The organism is Enterobacter cloacae complex sp. P18RS (assembly GCF_014982105.1).
Lineage (GTDB): Bacteria > Pseudomonadota > Gammaproteobacteria > Enterobacterales > Enterobacteriaceae > Enterobacter > Enterobacter hormaechei_C.
Window position 1 is genome coordinate 332189 of sequence record NZ_JADCKV010000006.1, and the last position, 16934, is coordinate 349122.

Annotated in this window: 21 protein-coding genes; 13 read left to right on the plus strand and 8 right to left on the minus strand. The window is 56.6% G+C overall.

The genetic code is table 11. The features are described 5' to 3' along the window. Positions 1 to 34: 34 nt before the first annotated feature. The 5 genes from bssS to mdtH all read right to left on the minus strand — a co-directional run bounded on the left by bssS (position 35) and on the right by mdtH (position 3926). The gene (gene bssS, locus INF61_RS03920) at positions 35 to 289 is read right to left on the minus strand and encodes a biofilm formation regulator BssS (RefSeq protein ID WP_015570838.1); all 255 of its coding nucleotides are present in this window, start codon (positions 287 to 289) and stop codon (positions 35 to 37) included. A gap of 274 nt (positions 290 to 563) precedes the next feature. Further along, positions 564 to 809 carry a DNA damage-inducible protein I gene (gene dinI / locus INF61_RS03925; RefSeq protein ID WP_003858011.1) on the minus strand — a complete coding sequence of 82 codons (246 nt, stop codon included), beginning with the start codon at positions 807 to 809 and terminating at the stop codon, positions 564 to 566. A gap of 74 nt (positions 810 to 883) precedes the next feature. Next, positions 884 to 1930, minus strand: coding sequence for a dihydroorotase (gene pyrC / locus INF61_RS03930; protein ID WP_045347286.1), 1047 nt, complete (start codon positions 1928 to 1930; stop codon positions 884 to 886). A 128-nt stretch (positions 1931 to 2058) separates the two neighbouring features. Next, complete coding sequence (locus INF61_RS03935; protein ID WP_017384739.1) at positions 2059 to 2619, minus strand: lipoprotein; 561 nt, start codon at positions 2617 to 2619, stop codon at positions 2059 to 2061. Between the two features lie 98 nt (positions 2620 to 2717). Beyond that, entirely contained in the window at positions 2718 to 3926 is a 1209-nt protein-coding gene (gene mdtH / locus INF61_RS03940; RefSeq protein WP_193547536.1) for a multidrug efflux MFS transporter MdtH, read from the minus strand. A 236-nt stretch (positions 3927 to 4162) separates the two neighbouring features. On the opposite strand from mdtH, the gene rimJ reads away from it, so the two are divergent. The 4 genes from rimJ (at position 4163) to murJ (ending at position 7998) form a co-directional block, all read left to right on the plus strand. Continuing rightward, positions 4163 to 4747, plus strand: coding sequence for a ribosomal protein S5-alanine N-acetyltransferase (gene rimJ / locus INF61_RS03945; RefSeq protein WP_003858007.1), 585 nt, complete (start codon positions 4163 to 4165; stop codon positions 4745 to 4747). Positions 4748 to 4756: 9 nt separating this feature from the next. Then, entirely contained in the window at positions 4757 to 5407 is a 651-nt protein-coding gene (locus INF61_RS03950; RefSeq protein WP_023303423.1) for a YceH family protein, read from the plus strand. Between the two features lie 2 nt (positions 5408 to 5409). Then, entirely contained in the window at positions 5410 to 6333 is a 924-nt protein-coding gene (locus INF61_RS03955; RefSeq protein WP_017384736.1) for a Gfo/Idh/MocA family protein, read from the plus strand. 129 nt (positions 6334 to 6462) lie between these two features. Further along, a complete protein-coding gene (gene murJ, locus INF61_RS03960) occupies positions 6463 to 7998 on the plus strand; it encodes a murein biosynthesis integral membrane protein MurJ (protein WP_193547537.1) in 1536 nt (511 codons plus the stop codon). A gap of 59 nt (positions 7999 to 8057) precedes the next feature. On the opposite strand, the gene flgN is transcribed toward murJ, so the two are convergent. The 3 genes from flgN to flgA form a co-directional block, all read right to left on the minus strand. Next, the gene (flgN, locus tag INF61_RS03965) at positions 8058 to 8483 is read right to left on the minus strand and encodes a flagella biosynthesis chaperone FlgN (protein ID WP_003858003.1); all 426 of its coding nucleotides are present in this window, start codon (positions 8481 to 8483) and stop codon (positions 8058 to 8060) included. Positions 8484 to 8487: 4 nt separating this feature from the next. Beyond that, entirely contained in the window at positions 8488 to 8781 is a 294-nt protein-coding gene (gene flgM / locus INF61_RS03970) for a flagellar biosynthesis anti-sigma factor FlgM (protein ID WP_003858002.1), read from the minus strand. Between the two features lie 93 nt (positions 8782 to 8874). Beyond that, positions 8875 to 9534, minus strand: a complete 660-nt coding sequence (gene flgA / locus INF61_RS03975; RefSeq protein ID WP_023296301.1) for a flagellar basal body P-ring formation chaperone FlgA — start codon at positions 9532 to 9534, stop codon at positions 8875 to 8877. A 157-nt stretch (positions 9535 to 9691) separates the two neighbouring features. On the opposite strand from flgA, the gene flgB reads away from it, so the two are divergent. Genes flgB through flgJ form a run of 9 tightly spaced genes read left to right on the plus strand, consistent with a single transcriptional unit; the run spans position 9692 to position 16863 of the window. Beyond that, positions 9692 to 10108, plus strand: coding sequence for a flagellar basal body rod protein FlgB (flgB, locus tag INF61_RS03980; RefSeq protein WP_003857999.1), 417 nt, complete (start codon positions 9692 to 9694; stop codon positions 10106 to 10108). Between the two features lie 3 nt (positions 10109 to 10111). After that, positions 10112 to 10516 carry a flagellar basal body rod protein FlgC gene (flgC, locus tag INF61_RS03985; protein WP_003857997.1) on the plus strand — a complete coding sequence of 135 codons (405 nt, stop codon included), beginning with the start codon at positions 10112 to 10114 and terminating at the stop codon, positions 10514 to 10516. 11 nt (positions 10517 to 10527) lie between these two features. After that, entirely contained in the window at positions 10528 to 11238 is a 711-nt protein-coding gene (gene flgD / locus INF61_RS03990; protein WP_003857994.1) for a flagellar hook assembly protein FlgD, read from the plus strand. Between the two features lie 26 nt (positions 11239 to 11264). Then, the gene (gene flgE, locus INF61_RS03995; RefSeq protein WP_015570832.1) at positions 11265 to 12473 is read left to right on the plus strand and encodes a flagellar hook protein FlgE; all 1209 of its coding nucleotides are present in this window, start codon (positions 11265 to 11267) and stop codon (positions 12471 to 12473) included. Positions 12474 to 12493: 20 nt separating this feature from the next. Beyond that, positions 12494 to 13249 carry a flagellar basal body rod protein FlgF gene (locus INF61_RS04000; protein ID WP_003857990.1) on the plus strand — a complete coding sequence of 252 codons (756 nt, stop codon included), beginning with the start codon at positions 12494 to 12496 and terminating at the stop codon, positions 13247 to 13249. Between the two features lie 11 nt (positions 13250 to 13260). Then, positions 13261 to 14043: a flagellar basal-body rod protein FlgG gene (flgG, locus tag INF61_RS04005; protein ID WP_000625853.1), complete on the plus strand. Its 783-nt coding sequence runs from the start codon at positions 13261 to 13263 to the stop codon at positions 14041 to 14043. A 57-nt stretch (positions 14044 to 14100) separates the two neighbouring features. Beyond that, on the plus strand, positions 14101 to 14799 hold the full coding sequence (gene flgH / locus INF61_RS04010) for a flagellar basal body L-ring protein FlgH (RefSeq protein ID WP_003857987.1): 699 nt from the start codon (positions 14101 to 14103) through the stop codon (positions 14797 to 14799). A gap of 12 nt (positions 14800 to 14811) precedes the next feature. Next, the gene (locus tag INF61_RS04015; RefSeq protein ID WP_017384733.1) at positions 14812 to 15909 is read left to right on the plus strand and encodes a flagellar basal body P-ring protein FlgI; all 1098 of its coding nucleotides are present in this window, start codon (positions 14812 to 14814) and stop codon (positions 15907 to 15909) included. Then, a complete protein-coding gene (gene flgJ / locus INF61_RS04020) occupies positions 15910 to 16863 on the plus strand; it encodes a flagellar assembly peptidoglycan hydrolase FlgJ (protein WP_017384732.1) in 954 nt (317 codons plus the stop codon). It abuts the gene before it with no gap. Positions 16864 to 16934 lie beyond the last annotated feature (71 nt).

The window sequence follows — 16934 nt, forward strand, 5'->3', positions numbered from 1 at the left end:
CGAGGGTGCCTGTTGAGTGAAAAGGGGCATAAGGTCAATGCCGTTTATACTCATTTTCCTGATAGTCGCCAGATTCTATTTTTGCGATGCCTGCTTCTAAAATAGAGATAAACTGACGGGCGACGTCTGTTGTAAGCCACAGCGTCTGTCCAACTTCCGCTTCATCACGGTTTTGCTGATTTGGGGTCTGGTAGTGCAAACGCAGCATCAGCGCATCGTAGCTGTCTACGGTGCTGATATCCCAGCCAACAAGCGGATGGGTCTGGATGACTTCACTATTCTTTTCCATTATAACCCCCTTAATGCGTGTTAGAAGACAACGACTTTGAGGTTCAATGCATGTTTTTCTGAAAGCAATTTCAGTATATCAATTAATAAGGGTTCAGAAGGAAAAAATAAACGGGTAGCAACACATTTTTATGCTTTTTAGGATTGTTCGAACAATAAAACGCCATCTTGTTCACGATTTTCTAAGAAGATGCTGAAATATTTTGAACTTTCAGGAGACGAAACGAAAAAAAGCCGGGGCGACCCGGCAAAAAAACACAATGAGGGAGCAAATTTTAATCAGTGATGAACCAGTCGTCGGCGCTTTCCCATGTTTCCTGCAAAATTTCGCTGATGCGTTCTTTGTCTTCTTTCGCGCCGCCGATGACGGAAAGATGGTTTGCTGTCGCATAACGTACCGTTACGGCGCCATCGTTTTCAGGAAAAGTGCTGTTAATACGTCGGGATAGTTCACCCGCCAGAGCGTCGAGTGCGCCAGCAGGCAGGACGGTGGATTTGGCTATGGTGACTTCGATACGCATAAATGCCCCCTGTGTAATATACTGTTTATTTATACAGTTATATTGTCGGTTTGACAACAGGGGGCGCGATTTTTTTAGCGTTTTACCGTCCAGTTTACGGTTTCACCGGCCAGGAAGGGGATCAGCGTATCGTCGGTGAGCGCAATCGACGCTTCAACCTGGCTTTCTTTGCGCTCCAGCTCAATGAACGTGTCATTGACCGGCAGACCGTAGAAACGCGGGCCGTTAAGGGAGCAGAAGGCTTCGAAATGGTCTAACGCATTCATCTCTTCAAACACGGTTGCGTAACTTGCCAGGGCGGTCGGGGCGTTAAAACAGCCTGCACAGCCGCAGCTCGCCTCTTTACGGTGACGGGCATGCGGGGCGGAATCCGTGCCGAGGAACGCGCGCGGGAAGCCGCTGGCGACCAGCTCACGTAGCGCCTGCTGGTGGATGTTGCGCTTGAGGATCGGCAGACAATACAGATGTGGGCGAACGCCGCCCACCAGCATGTGGTTACGGTTAAACATCAGGTGCTGCGGGGTGATGGTGGCGGCAATCAGCTCGTTTCCATCCCGGACATACTCTGCGGCATCTTTAGTCGTAATGTGTTCAAACACCACTTTCAGCCCCGGAAGACGCTGGCGCAGCGGCTCCATGACCGTTTCGATAAAACGTGCTTCGCGATCGAAAATATCAATGTCAGCGTGGGTCACTTCCCCGTGCACCAGCAGCGGCATGCCCAGTTTTTGCATACGCTCCAGAACAGGCATGATGGCATCAATACTGGTCACCCCATGGCTGGAGTTGGTGGTGGCATTCGCCGGGTAGAGCTTCGCGGCGTTGAATACACCTTCGTTAAACCCGCGCTCAACTTCATTCGGATCCAGCGAGTCCGTCAGGTAGCAGGTCATCAATGGGGTAAAATCGTGTCCGGCCGGAACGGCGTCAAGGATACGCTGGCGATAGGCAATCGCGGCCTCGACGGTAGTGACTGGCGGAACCAGGTTAGGCATAACAATCGCACGGCCATAAATTTCGCTGGTATACGGCACGACGGTTTTCAGCATGTCGCCATCACGAAGATGGATATGCCAGTCGTCTGGGCGGCGGATTTTGAGAACCTGGGATTGTACAGTCATGGAAGCTCCGGCTTGAAAGAGATCAGTCATAAGAGGGCTGTTTTTGCCGGACACAAATCATAAGCGGAAACGTTTTCGTTTGCACACTATTCCGTTAAAAAAAACGGGCGCCTGAGCGCCCGGAGTGTTTAGTCGGTGAAAGGGATGATGATTTCACCCGGTTTCACCTCTATCCCTTTGGCATATTTTTTCGCCAGAGATTCGCCTTTGCTCTTGTCTTCGCTCAGAACATAGGCAGGCTGTTGGTTAAAGTAGTTCTGCAACGACTGGTTGAGATACGGCATCAGCGTTTGCAGCACCGGTTTCATTTTTTCCGGCGTCACAACTGCATCGACGATTTCCATCTCTTGCAGGAAAATGGCCCCTTTCTCTTTATTAAAGACCGGCAGCGCCTTGAGCTTCAGCTTGATATCCGCTTTCTGATTGCCGAAGAGCGAGGTCATATCGAGGCTGGCATCGCCGGAAAGGGTGACTTTGTTAGGCTCCTCGCGCCCAATCTGGCTGGCGAGATTCGTCAGGACGATATGCGCATCCGCAAGGCCGGGCACGCCGATATCTTTTGAAAAGTTATTATGTTTTTCCAGCGCCTGATTAATTTCCTGCTCACTGACGGTGTACTGCGTAAGCTGGTTACATCCCACCAGCAGACCACTGACAATTAACGCAGCGGCAATAACGATCTTTTTCATGGCGTTCCTCAACATAAAATCGGCGCATCTGTCCTGATACGCCAGTATGTCAGGGTGATCCAACAGAAACCAGCAGAAAAAACTGATAATGAAAGGGGTCAGGCGCCAGGCTCCAGCATCCCGCGGGTGCTGCGTTTATCACTGAACTGCCACCAGAGGGCAATCAGCGTCATAAAGCCGACCATGCCGAGCATGACCCACGGCAGCTCCGGCTGATGGAGCTCTTTTCCGGCATCAAACAGCCAGCCACCACCGGTGTAACCCAGTGCGCCGCCAAGCGCCAGCCCGAGACGGCTGAAGCCCATGTAGCTGCCTCGGGCCCGGGCGTCGGCAAGTGACGCGCTCAGCGTTTCACGGGCTGGCTCGGCAATGATTGAGCCAATATAGAAGGTGCAGATGAGCATAAACAGTTGCTGAAGCGAACTCACCAGGCCGATGGGCATCATGCTCAGCGTCATCAGCAACAGCCCGGCCATCAGACGGTGCTCAAGTCGGAAACGGCGCTCGCTCCAGCGGGCAATCGGATAGAGCAGCGTCAGAGAGAGGCAGGCCTCAATGGCATACATCCATTTCACCGCTGCCGGCGTGCCGGCAATATCGTTAACCATAATGGGCAGCATCAGCATGACCTGCACGGCGAGCATGTAGTAGCCAGTCAGGGTTAACACATAGGTGACGAAGCGTTTATCGCTCAGCACGCGGTCAAGCCCTTCCCGCACAGGCGCCTTCACCGTCGACAGCTTCCACGCGGGCAGAAACAGACCGTTAAACAGCGCGCAGAGAATAAACAACACCGCGCCGGTGGCGCAGACCAGGCGGAAATCGTATTGCAGCAGCCAGCTTCCCAGCAGGGCGCCCACCACCGCGCCAGCGCTGTCCTGCATCATCAAAATGGAGAAGAAGAGCCCCCGGTGTTGCGGACGGATAAGCTTAACCACCAGCGCGGTACGCGGTGGGTCGAAAAGGGTGCCGCCAATCCCGGAAAGGAAACAGGAGAACCACAGCAGCCAGGGTTCATGAGCGATTGCCATGGTGGCGAATCCCGCCGCACGTAACAGCATGCCGGTGACGATCATCGGTTTCGCGCCGAAGCGGTCGGCTATTGCGCCGCCAAACACGCCCAGACCCTGTTGTACAAACTGGCGTAGACCCAGCGCGATCCCGACCATCAATGCCGCCCAGCCCATTTGATCGACAAAACGAATCGATATAAGCGGAAAAACGACAAAAAAGCCGAGCACGACCAGCATGTTATCGACGAGCAGGAAATATTTACCAAGGCTCCTGGCCTGTGATACGCGGGACATTTTCCCTCCAGGGAAAATAAAAGGTGAGCACGCTAACATTCTGCGGTGTCGCCGGGCTTTTTCCCATACCCGCTGGCGACAATATTTTTTTATCAAAAAGGTGCTTTGATAGAGAGTTCTCATCGAAAAATGTGAAAAGCGATCAAAATGGTATGTCACTGTTTTCACAGAAGGCACAGGCGCAGGTATAGTAAAGCTAACAGGCAGAGCAGAAGCGACGGGAAGGAGTGGTAACGATGTTTGGCTATCGCAGTAATGTGCCAAAAGTGCGTCTGACGACGGACAGGCTGGTCGTTCGTCTGGTGCATGAGCGTGATGCCTGGCGTCTGGCGGATTATTACGCCGAGAATCGCCAGTTTTTAAAACCCTGGGAACCCGTTCGGGACGAGAGCCACTGCTACCCCTCTGGCTGGCAGGCGCGCCTCAGTATGATTGCAGAATTTCATAAACAGGGAAGTGCGTTTTATTTCGCGCTTCTCGATCCGGAAGAGAAAGAGATCGTTGGCATTGCCAATTTTTCAAACGTGGTACGCGGGTCGTTTCACGCCTGTTACCTCGGGTATTCCATCGGTCAGAAATGGCAGGGGCAGGGGCTCATGTTTGAGGCGCTGACGGCGGCGATTCGCTACATGCAGCGCACGCAACATATCCATCGCATTATGGCCAACTACATGCCGCACAATAAGCGCAGCGGCGATCTGCTGGCCCGCCTGGGGTTTGAGAAAGAGGGCTATGCCAAAGATTATCTGCTGATTGACGGCGAGTGGCGGGACCATGTGCTCACCGCGCTCACCACCCAGGAGTGGACCGCGGGTCGTTAAGGAGAAAAAATGAAATATCAGTTAAATGGCGCCGAAGCGCGCGTGGTCGGCTGCCTTCTGGAAAAGCAGGTCACCACGCCGGAACAGTATCCTCTGTCCGTGAATTCCGTCACGATGGCCTGCAACCAGAAGACGAACCGTGAGCCGGTGATGAACCTTGGCGAGCACGAGGTGCAGGATATCCTTGATGAGCTGGTGAAGCGCCACTACCTGCGCACCGTCAGCGGCTTCGGTAATCGCGTCACTAAATATGAACAGCGCTTTTGTAATTCCGAATTTGGCGATTTAAAACTCAGTGCCGCGGAAGTGGCAGTGATCACCACGCTGCTGCTGCGCGGGGCGCAGACGCCGGGTGAACTGCGCACGCGCGCCTCCCGCATGCATGAGTTTCAGGATATGCAGGACGTTGAACAGACGCTGGAGCGATTAGCCTCACGCGAGGACGGTCCTTACGTGGTGCGTCTGCCACGCGAGCCGGGCAAGCGTGAAAGCCGCTACATGCACCTTTTTAGCGGCGACGTTGAGCCCTCTGCGCTGGCCGTAGAATCCGACACGCCAGCATCAAACGACAGCCTGAACGCGCGCGTGGCGGCCCTGGAAGACGAGGTTGCCGGGCTGAAGCAGCGTCTGGATGCGTTACTCGCACATCTGGGAGATTAATCGTGACAACATTACGCATTGGTGTTGTGGGGCTGGGAGGGATCGCGCAAAAAGCCTGGCTGCCCGTTTTAGGCGCCGCGTCCGACTGGACGCTGCAAGGGGCGTGGTCGCCCACCCGCGAGAAAGCAGAGCGCATCTGCAAAACCTGGCGCATCCCTTATGCCGGTTCGCTACAGGATTTAGCCCGTGAATGTGATGCGGTATTTGTGCATACCTCAACCGCGACGCACTACCAGGTGGTGAGCGAGTTGCTGAACGCAGGCGTTCACGTCTGCGTGGATAAACCCCTGGCGGAAAATGTACAGGATGCTGAGCGACTGATTGAGCTGGCCGCGCGTAAAAAGCTGACGCTGATGGTCGGCTTCAACCGCCGTTTTGCGCCGCTCTATCAGCAGCTTAAAGCGCAGTCCGGCTCGTTCGCCTCTCTGCGTATGGATAAGCACCGTACCGACAGCGTGGGACCGAACGACCTGCGCTTCACGCTGCTGGATGATTATCTCCACGTCGTGGATACGGCCCTGTGGCTGAGTAACGGAAAAGCCCAGCTGCAAAGCGGCACGCTGCTGACCAACGAGCAGGGTGAGATGGTTTACGCCGAACATCATTTTGCCGTTGAGCATTTGCAGGTGACGACCAGCATGCATCGTCGGGCGGGCAGCCAGCGCGAGTCCGTGCAGGCCGTTACGGATGGCGCGCTGTATGACGTCACCGATATGCGAGAGTGGCGGGAAGAGAAGGGCAATGGCGTGGTCGCGTTACCGGTTCCCGGCTGGCAAAGCACCCTGGAGCAGCGTGGCTTTGTGGGCTGCGCGCGTCACTTCATCACCTGCGTGCAGAATCAGACGGTTCCTGAAACGTCCGGGGAGCAGGCTATTCTGGCGCAGCGCATTGTGGAACGACTCTGGCGCGAAGCCATGTCGGAATAACGCGTTGTAACATCTGCCGATAGTAATTCGTTGAAATCCGGTTAGACTAAGCGCCGCTTGTTGGCTTTGCCGGGTGGCGCTAACGCTTGCCCGTCCTGGAAATCCGTAGGGTTGTGGAACTTCACGTTAATGAACTTATTAAAATCGCTGGCGGCCGTCAGCTCGATGACCATGTTTTCCCGCGTGCTTGGCTTTGCGCGCGATGCCATTGTGGCAAGGGTTTTTGGCGCCGGGATGGCGACTGACGCCTTTTTCGTCGCCTTTAAGCTGCCAAACCTGCTGCGCCGTATTTTTGCCGAAGGGGCCTTTTCACAGGCATTTGTTCCGATCCTCGCAGAATATAAAAGCAAACAGGGCGAAGATGCCACCCGCGTCTTTGTGGCCTACGTTTCCGGATTACTGACGCTGGCGCTGGCGATCGTGACCGTCCTGGGGATGCTGGCAGCGCCCTGGGTGATCATGGTGACGGCGCCGGGTTTTGCTGACACAGCGGATAAATTTGCCCTGACCACCCAACTGCTGCGTATAACCTTCCCCTATATTCTGCTGATTTCGCTGGCGTCGCTGGTGGGTGCCATCCTGAATACCTGGAACCGCTTCTCCGTTCCGGCCTTTGCCCCCACGTTCCTCAACGTCAGCATGATTGGCTTTGCGCTGTTCGCCGCGCCGCATTTTAACCCACCGGTGCTGGCGCTGGCCTGGGCCGTGACCGTCGGCGGCGTGTTACAGCTTGCTTACCAGCTTCCGCACCTGAAAAAAATCGGCATGCTGGTTCTGCCGCGCATTAATTTCAGAGATGCGGGCGCAATGCGCGTTATCAAACAGATGGGACCGGCGATACTCGGCGTGTCCGTTAGCCAGATCTCGCTGATCATCAATACCATCTTCGCCTCTTTCCTGGTGTCGGGCTCGGTGTCCTGGATGTACTACGCCGATCGTCTGATGGAGTTTCCATCCGGGGTGCTGGGCGTGGCGCTGGGGACTATTCTGCTGCCGTCGCTGTCGAAAAGTTTCGCCAGCGGCAACCACGATGAATACTGCCGCCTGATGGACTGGGGCCTGCGTCTCTGTTTTCTGCTGGCGCTGCCAAGCGCGGTGGCGCTGGGGATCCTGGCAAAACCGCTGACGGTTTCATTGTTCCAGTATGGAAAATTCACCGCCTTTGATGCCGCCATGACCCAGCGTGCGCTCGTAGCCTACTCGGTGGGGCTGATGGGGCTGATTGTCGTGAAGGTGCTTGCGCCCGGTTTCTATTCACGTCAGGACATCAAAACGCCGGTTAAGATTGCCATTGTGACGCTGATCATGACGCAGCTGATGAACCTGGCGTTTATTGGACCGCTGAAACACGCGGGGCTGTCACTGTCGATTGGTCTGGCGGCCTGTCTGAACGCCGGGCTGCTGTACTGGCAGCTGCGCAAGCAGGATATCTTCACACCGCAGCCGGGCTGGGCAAGCTTCCTGCTGCGTCTGGCGATTGCGGTAGTGGTGATGGCGGCCGCGCTGGTTGGCATGTTGTATGTCATGCCTGAGTGGGCGCAGGGCACCATGCCTTACCGCCTGATGCGTCTGATGGCCGTGGTGGTGGTCGGTGTGGTGGCGTACTTTGCCACGCTGGCGGTGCTTGGCTTCAAAGTGAAAGAGTTCACCCGCCGCACGGTATAAACGCCAAAAGGGGAGTTCACCAGAAGGTGCTCCCCGCTTCATGACGTGCCGCTACTGCGTCAAATCGAAATCTTTTTCCCACCCGTGATACGTGCCGTGGCCGTCTGACCATCCGCACCGTACAGCCCCGGCTCTTTATAGGGCTTTAACACTTCAAGCGCCTGCTGATTACGGATAATCTGTCCTTCCAGCAGCCAGCCGTTATGCTGGTTGAGATCGCGAAGATGCTGGGTTTTTTCTGTAATGGTCTGCCAGCGTTCGTTGATCTCATCATTGGCGCTGCGTTTCGCGTCTTGCTCAGCGCGTCGCTGTTTTTCCAGATAATCCAGGGTCGCCAGCAGCGAGCTTTTATCTTCAGTTATGCGTTGCAACGCGCTGCCGTTGATTTGACCAGAAGAGAGGTGGTGCTGTTCTGCATCCATCACCGTTTTCAGGTCGTTCAGGACCACCGTCATCTGATCCAGTATTTCTGACAGTCGACTCATACGGTTAGTTACTCTGGAGGAAACTCTGTGCGTCCTGAATCAGCGCATCAGCGATTTTGCTGGTATCCATTTTCAGTTCGCCGTTACGGATAGCCGTTTTCAGCGCTTCAACACGTTCCATATTGATATCGCTGCTGCCTGGCTGCATCAGCTTCGACTGCGCATCGCTCAGCGTGACGCTGGTGCTGTTAGCCGTCGACGTTTTTTCCAGACGCGTTTTTTGCGGGGCAGCCTCATTCGTTTCGCGAGGTTGTACAGTGCTAACCGGCTTCAGGGCTGATGTACGATCAATGCTCATAGTGTTGTCCTCATCGAGGGTTCGCGGCGTTTGCGCCTGACATCATCATTTGTTGAATATTTATCGGCAGTCGCCGCGAAATCTTTAAAAAGATTACAGGTTAATCAGAATATTCCCATCAGGACCGACCGTGCCGCTGACCACCTGGCCTGAGGACATTCTGACCCGGGCATTTTGTGCCACTGCGGCATTATTCAGCGCTTTTCCTTCACTGTTGATACTAAAGCCTTCGCCATTGGCGACCACCATCACCTGTTGTCCCGCTTTCACCCGCCACGCCTGGCGCAGCATGGATAGCTGTATCGCCTGTCCAGGAGCGACATCGCGCAGGCTGACCGCCTCCTGAGCCTGGTTGATATCCAGCATCGTCCGCGGTGGAAGCTGATCCAGACGGCCTCGCTTCAGCGTTACGCTGTCAGGTTGCAGCAGGCTGCCCCGGGGAATGGGAACGGCGGCGACAACATAATTGCCCGTCGCCTGAACCGCAACCTGTAAGTAGCGTTTTTCATTGGCGCAACGCGCCAGCACGTTCACGTTGCCCCATAAGCGGGTGCTGCCGGTCACGCTAAATGACGGGGCTTCGCAGGAAGGGTAAAGGTTAGGCGGGGTGCGCACGGTCACGCGTACGTCATCGCTGAAACCGGCCAGCTTCTGCGCAAAGAATGCATTGAGCTGGTCCTCTAACCCCTCAGCCTGCACCAGAGGGCTTAAAAGCAGTAGGGTCGCCGCCAGGCCACGTTTAAAAGTCCGCATCGCACGTTCCACCATGTCCAGAATTTAGCAAATTCTACCCGCAGTGGTTTTCCATCAACGCAACAAATAGCGACGCATTTTGCGCTTATTCCGTCGATAGGGGAGACGGGGTGAGATTTAAGCTGTGAACTGAAATTTTCTCATCAGCGGAGGAGACATGCTCGATAAACTCGACGCCGCGTTACGTTTTCAGCAGGAAGCGCTCAATTTACGCGCCCAGCGGCAGGAGATTTTAGCCGCCAATATCGCCAACGCGGATACCCCCGGGTATCAGGCGCGCGATATTGATTTTTCCAGTGAACTCAAAAAAGTGATGGAGCGTGGACGTGCCGAAGGAACGGGTGTCTCACTGGCCCTGACATCCTCACGTCATATTCCCGCTCAGGCGATGACCGCGCCAACGACCGACCTGCTTTACCGTATTCCCGATCAGCCCTCACTTGATGGCAATACCGTCGACATGGACCGGGAGCGCACACAGTTTGCCGATAACAGCCTGCAATACCAGACAGGTCTGACGCTACTCGGCGGGCAAATTAAAGGCATGATGACCGTCCTACAGGGGGGCAATTAGTAAATGGCCTTGCTGAATATTTTTGATATCGCCGGTTCGGCATTAACGGCGCAGTCCAAACGGCTGAACGTGGCCGCCAGTAACCTGGCCAACGCCGACAGCGTGACCGGCCCTGACGGGCAACCGTATCGCGCTAAACAGGTTGTCTTCCAGGTTGATGCTGCACCGGGTGCGGCAACGGGCGGCGTAAAAGTGGCGGACGTGGTTGAGAGCCAGGCACCCGACAAGCTGGTTTACGAGCCTGGCAACCCGCTCGCGGATGCCAGCGGCTACGTGAAAATGCCGAACGTGGATGTGGTCGGGGAGATGGTGAACTCCATGTCCGCGTCGCGCAGCTACCAGGCAAACGTCGAAGTGCTTAATACCGTGAAGAGCATGATGCTCAAAACACTCACTCTCGGCCAGTAAAGGAGACACGCATGTCCATCGCCGTAAACGTGAATGACCCGACAAATACCGGCGTCAACAGCACCAGCAGTGCGACCGGTTCCAGCTCTCTCACCGGGAGCAATGCCTCCGATTTACAGAGCAGCTTTCTGACCCTGCTGGTGGCGCAGCTGAAAAATCAGGACCCGACCAATCCGATGCAGAACAACGAACTGACCACGCAGCTTGCGCAGATCAGTACCGTCAGCGGCATTGAGAAACTGAACACCACGCTCGGCTCGGTCTCCGGTCAAATCGATAACAGCCAGTCCTTGCAGGCCGCCAACCTGATCGGTCACGGGGTGATGATCCCGGGGACCACGATTCTGGCGGGCACCAGCACTACCGATGGCACGTCCACCACCACCACGACGCCGTTTGGCGTTGAGTTGCAGCAGCCGGCCGACAAAGTCACCGCCACAATCAAAGACGCCAGCGGCAACGTGGTGCGCACGATTGAGATTGGCGAGCTTAAAGCGGGCGTTCATACCTTTACCTGGGATGGCAGCCTGACCGACGGCACTAAAGCGCCTAACGGCTCGTATCAGGTTGCGATTAGCGCCAGCAACGGCACCACTCAGCTGGTGGCTCAGCCGCTACAGTTTGCCCTGGTTCAGGGCGTCATCAAGGGTAGCGATGGCAACAAACTGGATTTGGGTACCTCCGGTACCACCACACTCGACGAAGTTCGGCAGATTATCTAAGCCTTAATACTTATCAGGAGTAAGTCATGGCCTTTTCTCAAGCGGTCAGCGGCCTGAATGCTGCGGCCACCAACCTGGACGTCATTGGCAACAACATCGCCAACTCCGCGACCTATGGTTTTAAATCCGGTTCTGCGTCTTTTGCAGATATGTTTGCAGGCTCTAAAGTGGGTCTGGGCGTGAAGGTGGCGGGTATCACCCAGGACTTCACCGACGGGACGACCACCAACACCGGTCGTGGTCTGGACGTCGCCATCAGCCAGAACGGTTTCTTCCGTATGGTGGATGCCAACGGTTCCGTGTTCTACAGCCGCAACGGCCAGTTCAAGCTGGATGAAAACCGTAACCTGGTGAACATGCAGGGGCTTCAGTTAACCGGTTATCCGGTTGCCGGCACACCGCCTACGGTGCAAACCGGTGCGAATCCGCAGGCGATCTCCATCCCAACGACGCTGATGGCGGCGAAGTCCACCACCACTGCCTCTCAGCAGATCAACCTGAACTCCACCGATACCGCGCCAACCGTCGCCTTCGATCCGTCCAACCCTGACTCTTACAACAAGAAAGGCACCGTGACGGTGTTTGACAGCCAGGGTAATGCGCACAACATGAACCTGTTTTATGTCAAAAACGAGACGCCAGCTAACTCCTGGAAAGTGTATTCGCAGGACGGCAGCGTAGCGGGAGATGCAGCGAAACTGGCAACCACGCTGACCTTTAACGAGAGTGGTGTGCTGACGGGTGGCGATGATATCAAGATCACAACGGGCACCGTTCCGGGCGCGACGCCAGCCACGTTTGACATGAGCTTCGCCAACTCCATGCAGCAAAACACCGGTGCGAACAACATCGTGGCGACGAGCCAGAACGGCTATAAGCCGGGCGATCTGGTGAGCTACCAGATCAACGATGACGGTACCGTTGTCGGTAACTATTCGAACGAACAGACCCAGGTGCTGGGCCAGATCGTACTGGCAAACTTCGCCAACAACGAAGGCCTGAAATCCGAAGGGGATAACGTCTGGTCTGCCACGCAGTCTTCCGGGGTTGCCCTGCTGGGAACCGCGGGTTCCGGTAACTTCGGCACGCTGACTAACGGTGCGCTGGAAGCCTCCAACGTCGATCTGAGTAAAGAGCTGGTGAACATGATCGTCGCGCAACGTAACTACCAGTCCAACGCGCAGACCATCAAAACCCAGGATCAGATCCTCAACACGCTGGTTAACCTGCGTTAAGCAGCTGACGGGAAAGCGCAATGGATCACGCAATATATACAGCGATGGGCGCAGCAAGCCAGACGCTCAATCAGCAGGCTGTTACCGCCAGCAACCTTGCGAACGCTTCCACGCCAGGTTTTCGTGCGCAGCTCAACGCGCTGCGTGCGGTGCCGGTAGAAGGGCTGTCATTGCCCACGCGTACGTTGGTCACCGCCTCCACGCCGGGCGCCGACATGACGCCAGGCCAGATGGATTACACCGCGCGTCCGCTGGACGTTGCCCTTCAGCAGGACGGCTGGCTGGCGGTGCAAACGGCTGACGGCGGGGAAGGGTATACCCGCAACGGTAATATCCAGGTGAGCGCCACCGGGCAGCTGACGATTCAGGGGCATCCGGTTATGGGCGAAGCCGGTCCGTTGACGGTGCCGGAAGGGTCAGAGCTGACCATTGCGGCAGACGGGACGATCTCGGCGTTAAACCCGGGCGACCCGGCGAACACCGTTGCGCCTGTCGGTCGTCTGAAGCTGGTGAAAGCGGAAGGCAACGAAGTACAGCGTGGCGATGACGGGATGTTCCGTCTGACCCAGGCGGCGCAGGCCACGCGTGGCGCCACGTTACAGGCCGACCCGACCATCCGCGTGATGTCCGGCGTGCTGGAAGGCAGTAACGTCAAACCGGTGGAAGCCATGACCGACATGATCGCCAGCGCCCGCCGCTTCGAAATGCAGATGAAAATCATCAGCAGCGTCGATGAAAACGCAGGCAAGGCTAACCAACTTCTGGCTATGAGTTAACAGGACTCCCTATGATCAGTTCTTTATGGATCGCGAAAACCGGTCTGGACGCACAGCAAACCAATATGGATGTGATTGCCAACAACCTGGCAAACGTCAGCACCAATGGTTTCAAGCGCCAGCGTGCGGTTTTCGAAGATTTGCTTTATCAAACGATTCGTCAGCCAGGGGCGCAGTCTTCTGAGCAAACCACGCTGCCGTCCGGTCTGCAAATTGGTACCGGCGTGCGCCCGGTCGCCACCGAGCGTCTGCACAGCCAGGGCAACCTGTCCCAGACCAACAACAGTAAAGACGTTGCCATTAAAGGTCAGGGTTTCTTCCAGGTGCAGCTGCCTGACGGGACCTCCGCCTATACCCGCGATGGTTCGTTCCAGGTGGATCAGAATGGTCAGCTGGTGACGGCGGGCGGTTTCCAGGTTCAGCCTGCGATCACCATCCCGGCGAACGCGCTGAGTATCACCATTGGTCGTGACGGCATCGTCAGCGTCACTCAGCAAGGTCAGGCCGCGCCGGTCCAGGTTGGACAGCTCAACCTGACCACCTTCATGAACGATACCGGACTGGAAAGCATCGGCGAGAACCTCTACACCGAAACGCAGTCTTCCGGCACGCCAAATGAAAGTACCCCGGGCCTGAACGGGGCGGGGCTGCTGTATCAGGGGTATGTGGAAACCTCGAACGTTAACGTGGCGGAAGAGCTGGTGAATATGATCCAGGTCCAGCGCGCCTATGAAATTAACAGTAAAGCAGTGTCGACGACCGACCAGATGCTGCAAAAACTGACGCAACTCTAAGGTGTAGCCCGGTGCGGTAAACGTCGCACCGGCTCCCTGTTTTCGAAGATGAAGGCAATGCAAAAAAACGCGGCGTTTCGTTATCCGATCCTGACTGTTCTGGCCGTCACCCTCAGCGGGTGTGCCTGGATCCCGTCTAAACCATTGGTACAGGGTGCGACTACCGCCCAACCCGTTCCCGGCCCCGCGCCGGTGGTGAACGGCTCTATTTTCCAGACCGCGCAGCCGATTAACTACGGTTATCAGCCGCTGTTTGAAGACCGTCGTCCGCGTAACGTTGGCGATACGCTGACCATTGTGTTGCAGGAAAACGTCAGTGCGAGTAAGAGCTCGTCGGCGAACGCCAGCCGCGACGGCAAAACCAATTTTGGCTTCGACACCGTGCCGCGCTATCTGCAAGGGCTGTTCGGCAACGCCCGTGCGGATGTGGAAGCCTCCGGCGGCAACACCTTTAACGGTAAAGGTGGTGCGAACGCCAGCAACACCTTCAGCGGAACGCTGACGGTTACGGTTGACCAGGTTCTGGTGAACGGCAACCTGCACGTGGTGGGCGAAAAACAGATCGCCATTAACCAGGGTACGGAATTCATTCGCTTCTCCGGTGTGGTTAACCCTCGCACTATCAGCGGCACCAACACCGTACCGTCCACCCAGGTGGCGGATGCGCGCATTGAGTACGTCGGCAACGGCTACATCAACGAAGCGCAAAATATGGGCTGGCTGCAACGCTTCTTCCTTAACTTATCGCCGATGTAAGCGAGGTGACCTATGTATAAATTTCTCTTCGCCGTGGCGCTGTCGCTGGTCGCTACCGTTGCGCAGGCCGATCGCATACGCGATCTCACCAGCGTGCAGGGCGTGCGCGAAAACTCGCTGATTGGCTACGGCCTGGTGGTGGGGCTGGATGGGACGGGTGACCAGACGACCCAGACGCCGTTCACCACCCAGAGCCTGAACAATATGCTCTCGCAGCTCGGTATTACCGTACCGGCCGGGACCAACATGCAGCTGAAAAACGTGGCGGCCGTGATGGTGACCGCGTCTTATCCGGCCTTTGCGCGTCAGGGGCAGACCATCGACGTGGTTGTCTCGTCGATGGGTAACGCCAAAAGCCTGCGCGGCGGTACGTTGCTGATGACGCCGCTGAAAGGCGTCGACAGCCAGGTGTATGCTCTGGCGCAGGGCAACATTCTGGTTGGCGGAGCAGGCGCGTCGGCGGGCGGCAGCAGCGTGCAGGTGAACCAGCTGAACGGGGGACGTATTACCAACGGCGCGATCATCGAACGTGAGCTGCCGACCCAGTTCGGCACCGGCAACACCATTAACCTGCAACTGAATAACGAAGACTTTACGATGGCGCAGCAGATCGCTGACACCATCAACCGCAGCCGGGGCTACGGCAGCGCCACCGCGCTGGATGCCCGTACCGTGCAGATCCGCACGTCAACCGGCAGCAGCAACCAGGTGCGGTTGCTGGCCGATATCCAGAATATGGAAGTGAACGTGCCGGTGCAGGATGCGAAAGTCATTATCAACTCCCGTACCGGCTCGGTGGTGATGAACCGCGAAGTGACGCTGGACAGCTGCGCCGTGGCGCAGGGCAATCTCTCCGTCACGGTTAACCGCTCGGCCAACGTCAGCCAGCCGGATACCCCGTTTGGTGGCGGTCAGACGGTAGTGACCCCGCAAACGCAGATTGATTTACGACAGAGCGGCGGTTCGTTGCAGAGCGTGCGCTCCAGCGCCAACCTGAACAGCGTGGTGCGTGCTCTGAATGCGCTGGGTGCAACGCCAATGGATCTGATGTCCATTCTGCAATCCATGCAAAGTGCAGGCTGCCTGCGCGCCAGACTGGAAATCATCTAAATGCTGACCGATAGCAAACTGTTGACCAGTGCCGCCTGGGATGCCCAGTCGCTCAACGAGCTGAAAACCAAAGCGGGCAAGGATCCGGCGGCGAATATCCGCCCGGTTGCCCGTCAGGTGGAAGGCATGTTCGTACAAATGATGTTGAAAAGCATGCGTGAAACCCTGCCGAAAGATGGCATGTTTAGCAGCGATTCCACGCGGCTTTACACCAGCATGTACGATCAGCAGATTGCCCAGCAAATGACCGCCGGAAAGGGGCTCGGCCTGGCGGACATGATCGTGAAGCAGACCGCAGCCGCTCAGGGGCTCCCGCCTGAAGAGGCCCCGCCGCAGGTGCCGCTGAAGTTTGATCTGGAAAAGGTGACCAGTTATCAAAATCAGGCGCTGACGCAGATGGTGCGTAAGGCGATGCCGAAGCCGGCAGAAACGCGTGACGAGCCGCTCTCCGGCGACAGCAAAGACTTCCTGGCGCAGCTCTCCCTGCCGGCGCGTCTTGCCAGTGAAGAGAGCGGCGTGCCGCACCATCTGATTCTGGCGCAGGCGGCGCTGGAGTCGGGCTGGGGGCAACGTCAGATCCGCAGGGAGAACGGTGAGCCGAGCTTCAACATCTTTGGCGTGAAGGCCACCTCCAGCTGGAAGGGGCCGACCACCGAGATCACTACCACCGAATATGAGAACGGTGCGGCAGTGAAGGTGAAAGCCAAATTCCGCGTCTACAGCTCGTATCTGGAAGCGTTGTCGGATTATGTCGGGCTGCTGAGCCGGAATCCGCGCTACACCGCCGTGACCCAGGCCGCCACGCCAGAGCAGGGCGCTCAGGCATTGCAGAATGCTGGCTACGCGACCGATCCAAACTATGCGCGCAAGCTGACCAGCATGATCCAGCAGCTGAAATCCATGTCTGAGAAGGTCAGCAAAGCGTATAGCACAGATCTCGAAAATCTGTTCTGAAAGTTCTCAAGTCCCGGTGGAGGTTGCCGATAACCTTCATCAGGACTCGTGTCTGAACGTATAAAAGGAAC

Excerpts from the sequence above, each read along its gene's own strand:
- flgN (WP_003858003.1), bottom strand. The coding sequence starts at position 8,483 with ATGAGTCGACTGTCAGAAATACTGGATCAGATGACGGTGGTCCTGAAC.
- bssS (WP_015570838.1), bottom strand. The coding sequence starts at position 289 with ATGGAAAAGAATAGTGAAGTCATCCAGACCCATCCGCTTGTTGGCTGG.
- flgH (WP_003857987.1), top strand. The coding sequence starts at position 14,101 with ATGCAAAAAAACGCGGCGTTTCGTTATCCGATCCTGACTGTTCTGGCC.
- flgG (WP_000625853.1), top strand. The coding sequence starts at position 13,261 with ATGATCAGTTCTTTATGGATCGCGAAAACCGGTCTGGACGCACAGCAA.
- flgE (WP_015570832.1), top strand. The coding sequence starts at position 11,265 with ATGGCCTTTTCTCAAGCGGTCAGCGGCCTGAATGCTGCGGCCACCAAC.
- rimJ (WP_003858007.1), top strand. The coding sequence starts at position 4,163 with ATGTTTGGCTATCGCAGTAATGTGCCAAAAGTGCGTCTGACGACGGAC.
- pyrC (WP_045347286.1), bottom strand. The coding sequence starts at position 1,930 with ATGACTGTACAATCCCAGGTTCTCAAAATCCGCCGCCCAGACGACTGG.
- mdtH (WP_193547536.1), bottom strand. The coding sequence starts at position 3,926 with ATGTCCCGCGTATCACAGGCCAGGAGCCTTGGTAAATATTTCCTGCTC.
- INF61_RS03935 (WP_017384739.1), bottom strand. The coding sequence starts at position 2,619 with ATGAAAAAGATCGTTATTGCCGCTGCGTTAATTGTCAGTGGTCTGCTG.
- flgB (WP_003857999.1), top strand. The coding sequence starts at position 9,692 with ATGCTCGATAAACTCGACGCCGCGTTACGTTTTCAGCAGGAAGCGCTC.
- flgC (WP_003857997.1), top strand. The coding sequence starts at position 10,112 with ATGGCCTTGCTGAATATTTTTGATATCGCCGGTTCGGCATTAACGGCG.
- INF61_RS04015 (WP_017384733.1), top strand. The coding sequence starts at position 14,812 with ATGTATAAATTTCTCTTCGCCGTGGCGCTGTCGCTGGTCGCTACCGTT.
- flgM (WP_003858002.1), bottom strand. The coding sequence starts at position 8,781 with ATGAGCATTGATCGTACATCAGCCCTGAAGCCGGTTAGCACTGTACAA.
- flgD (WP_003857994.1), top strand. The coding sequence starts at position 10,528 with ATGTCCATCGCCGTAAACGTGAATGACCCGACAAATACCGGCGTCAAC.
- murJ (WP_193547537.1), top strand. The coding sequence starts at position 6,463 with ATGAACTTATTAAAATCGCTGGCGGCCGTCAGCTCGATGACCATGTTT.
- dinI (WP_003858011.1), bottom strand. The coding sequence starts at position 809 with ATGCGTATCGAAGTCACCATAGCCAAATCCACCGTCCTGCCTGCTGGC.
- INF61_RS04000 (WP_003857990.1), top strand. The coding sequence starts at position 12,494 with ATGGATCACGCAATATATACAGCGATGGGCGCAGCAAGCCAGACGCTC.
- flgA (WP_023296301.1), bottom strand. The coding sequence starts at position 9,534 with ATGCGGACTTTTAAACGTGGCCTGGCGGCGACCCTACTGCTTTTAAGC.
- flgJ (WP_017384732.1), top strand. The coding sequence starts at position 15,910 with ATGCTGACCGATAGCAAACTGTTGACCAGTGCCGCCTGGGATGCCCAG.
- INF61_RS03950 (WP_023303423.1), top strand. The coding sequence starts at position 4,757 with ATGAAATATCAGTTAAATGGCGCCGAAGCGCGCGTGGTCGGCTGCCTT.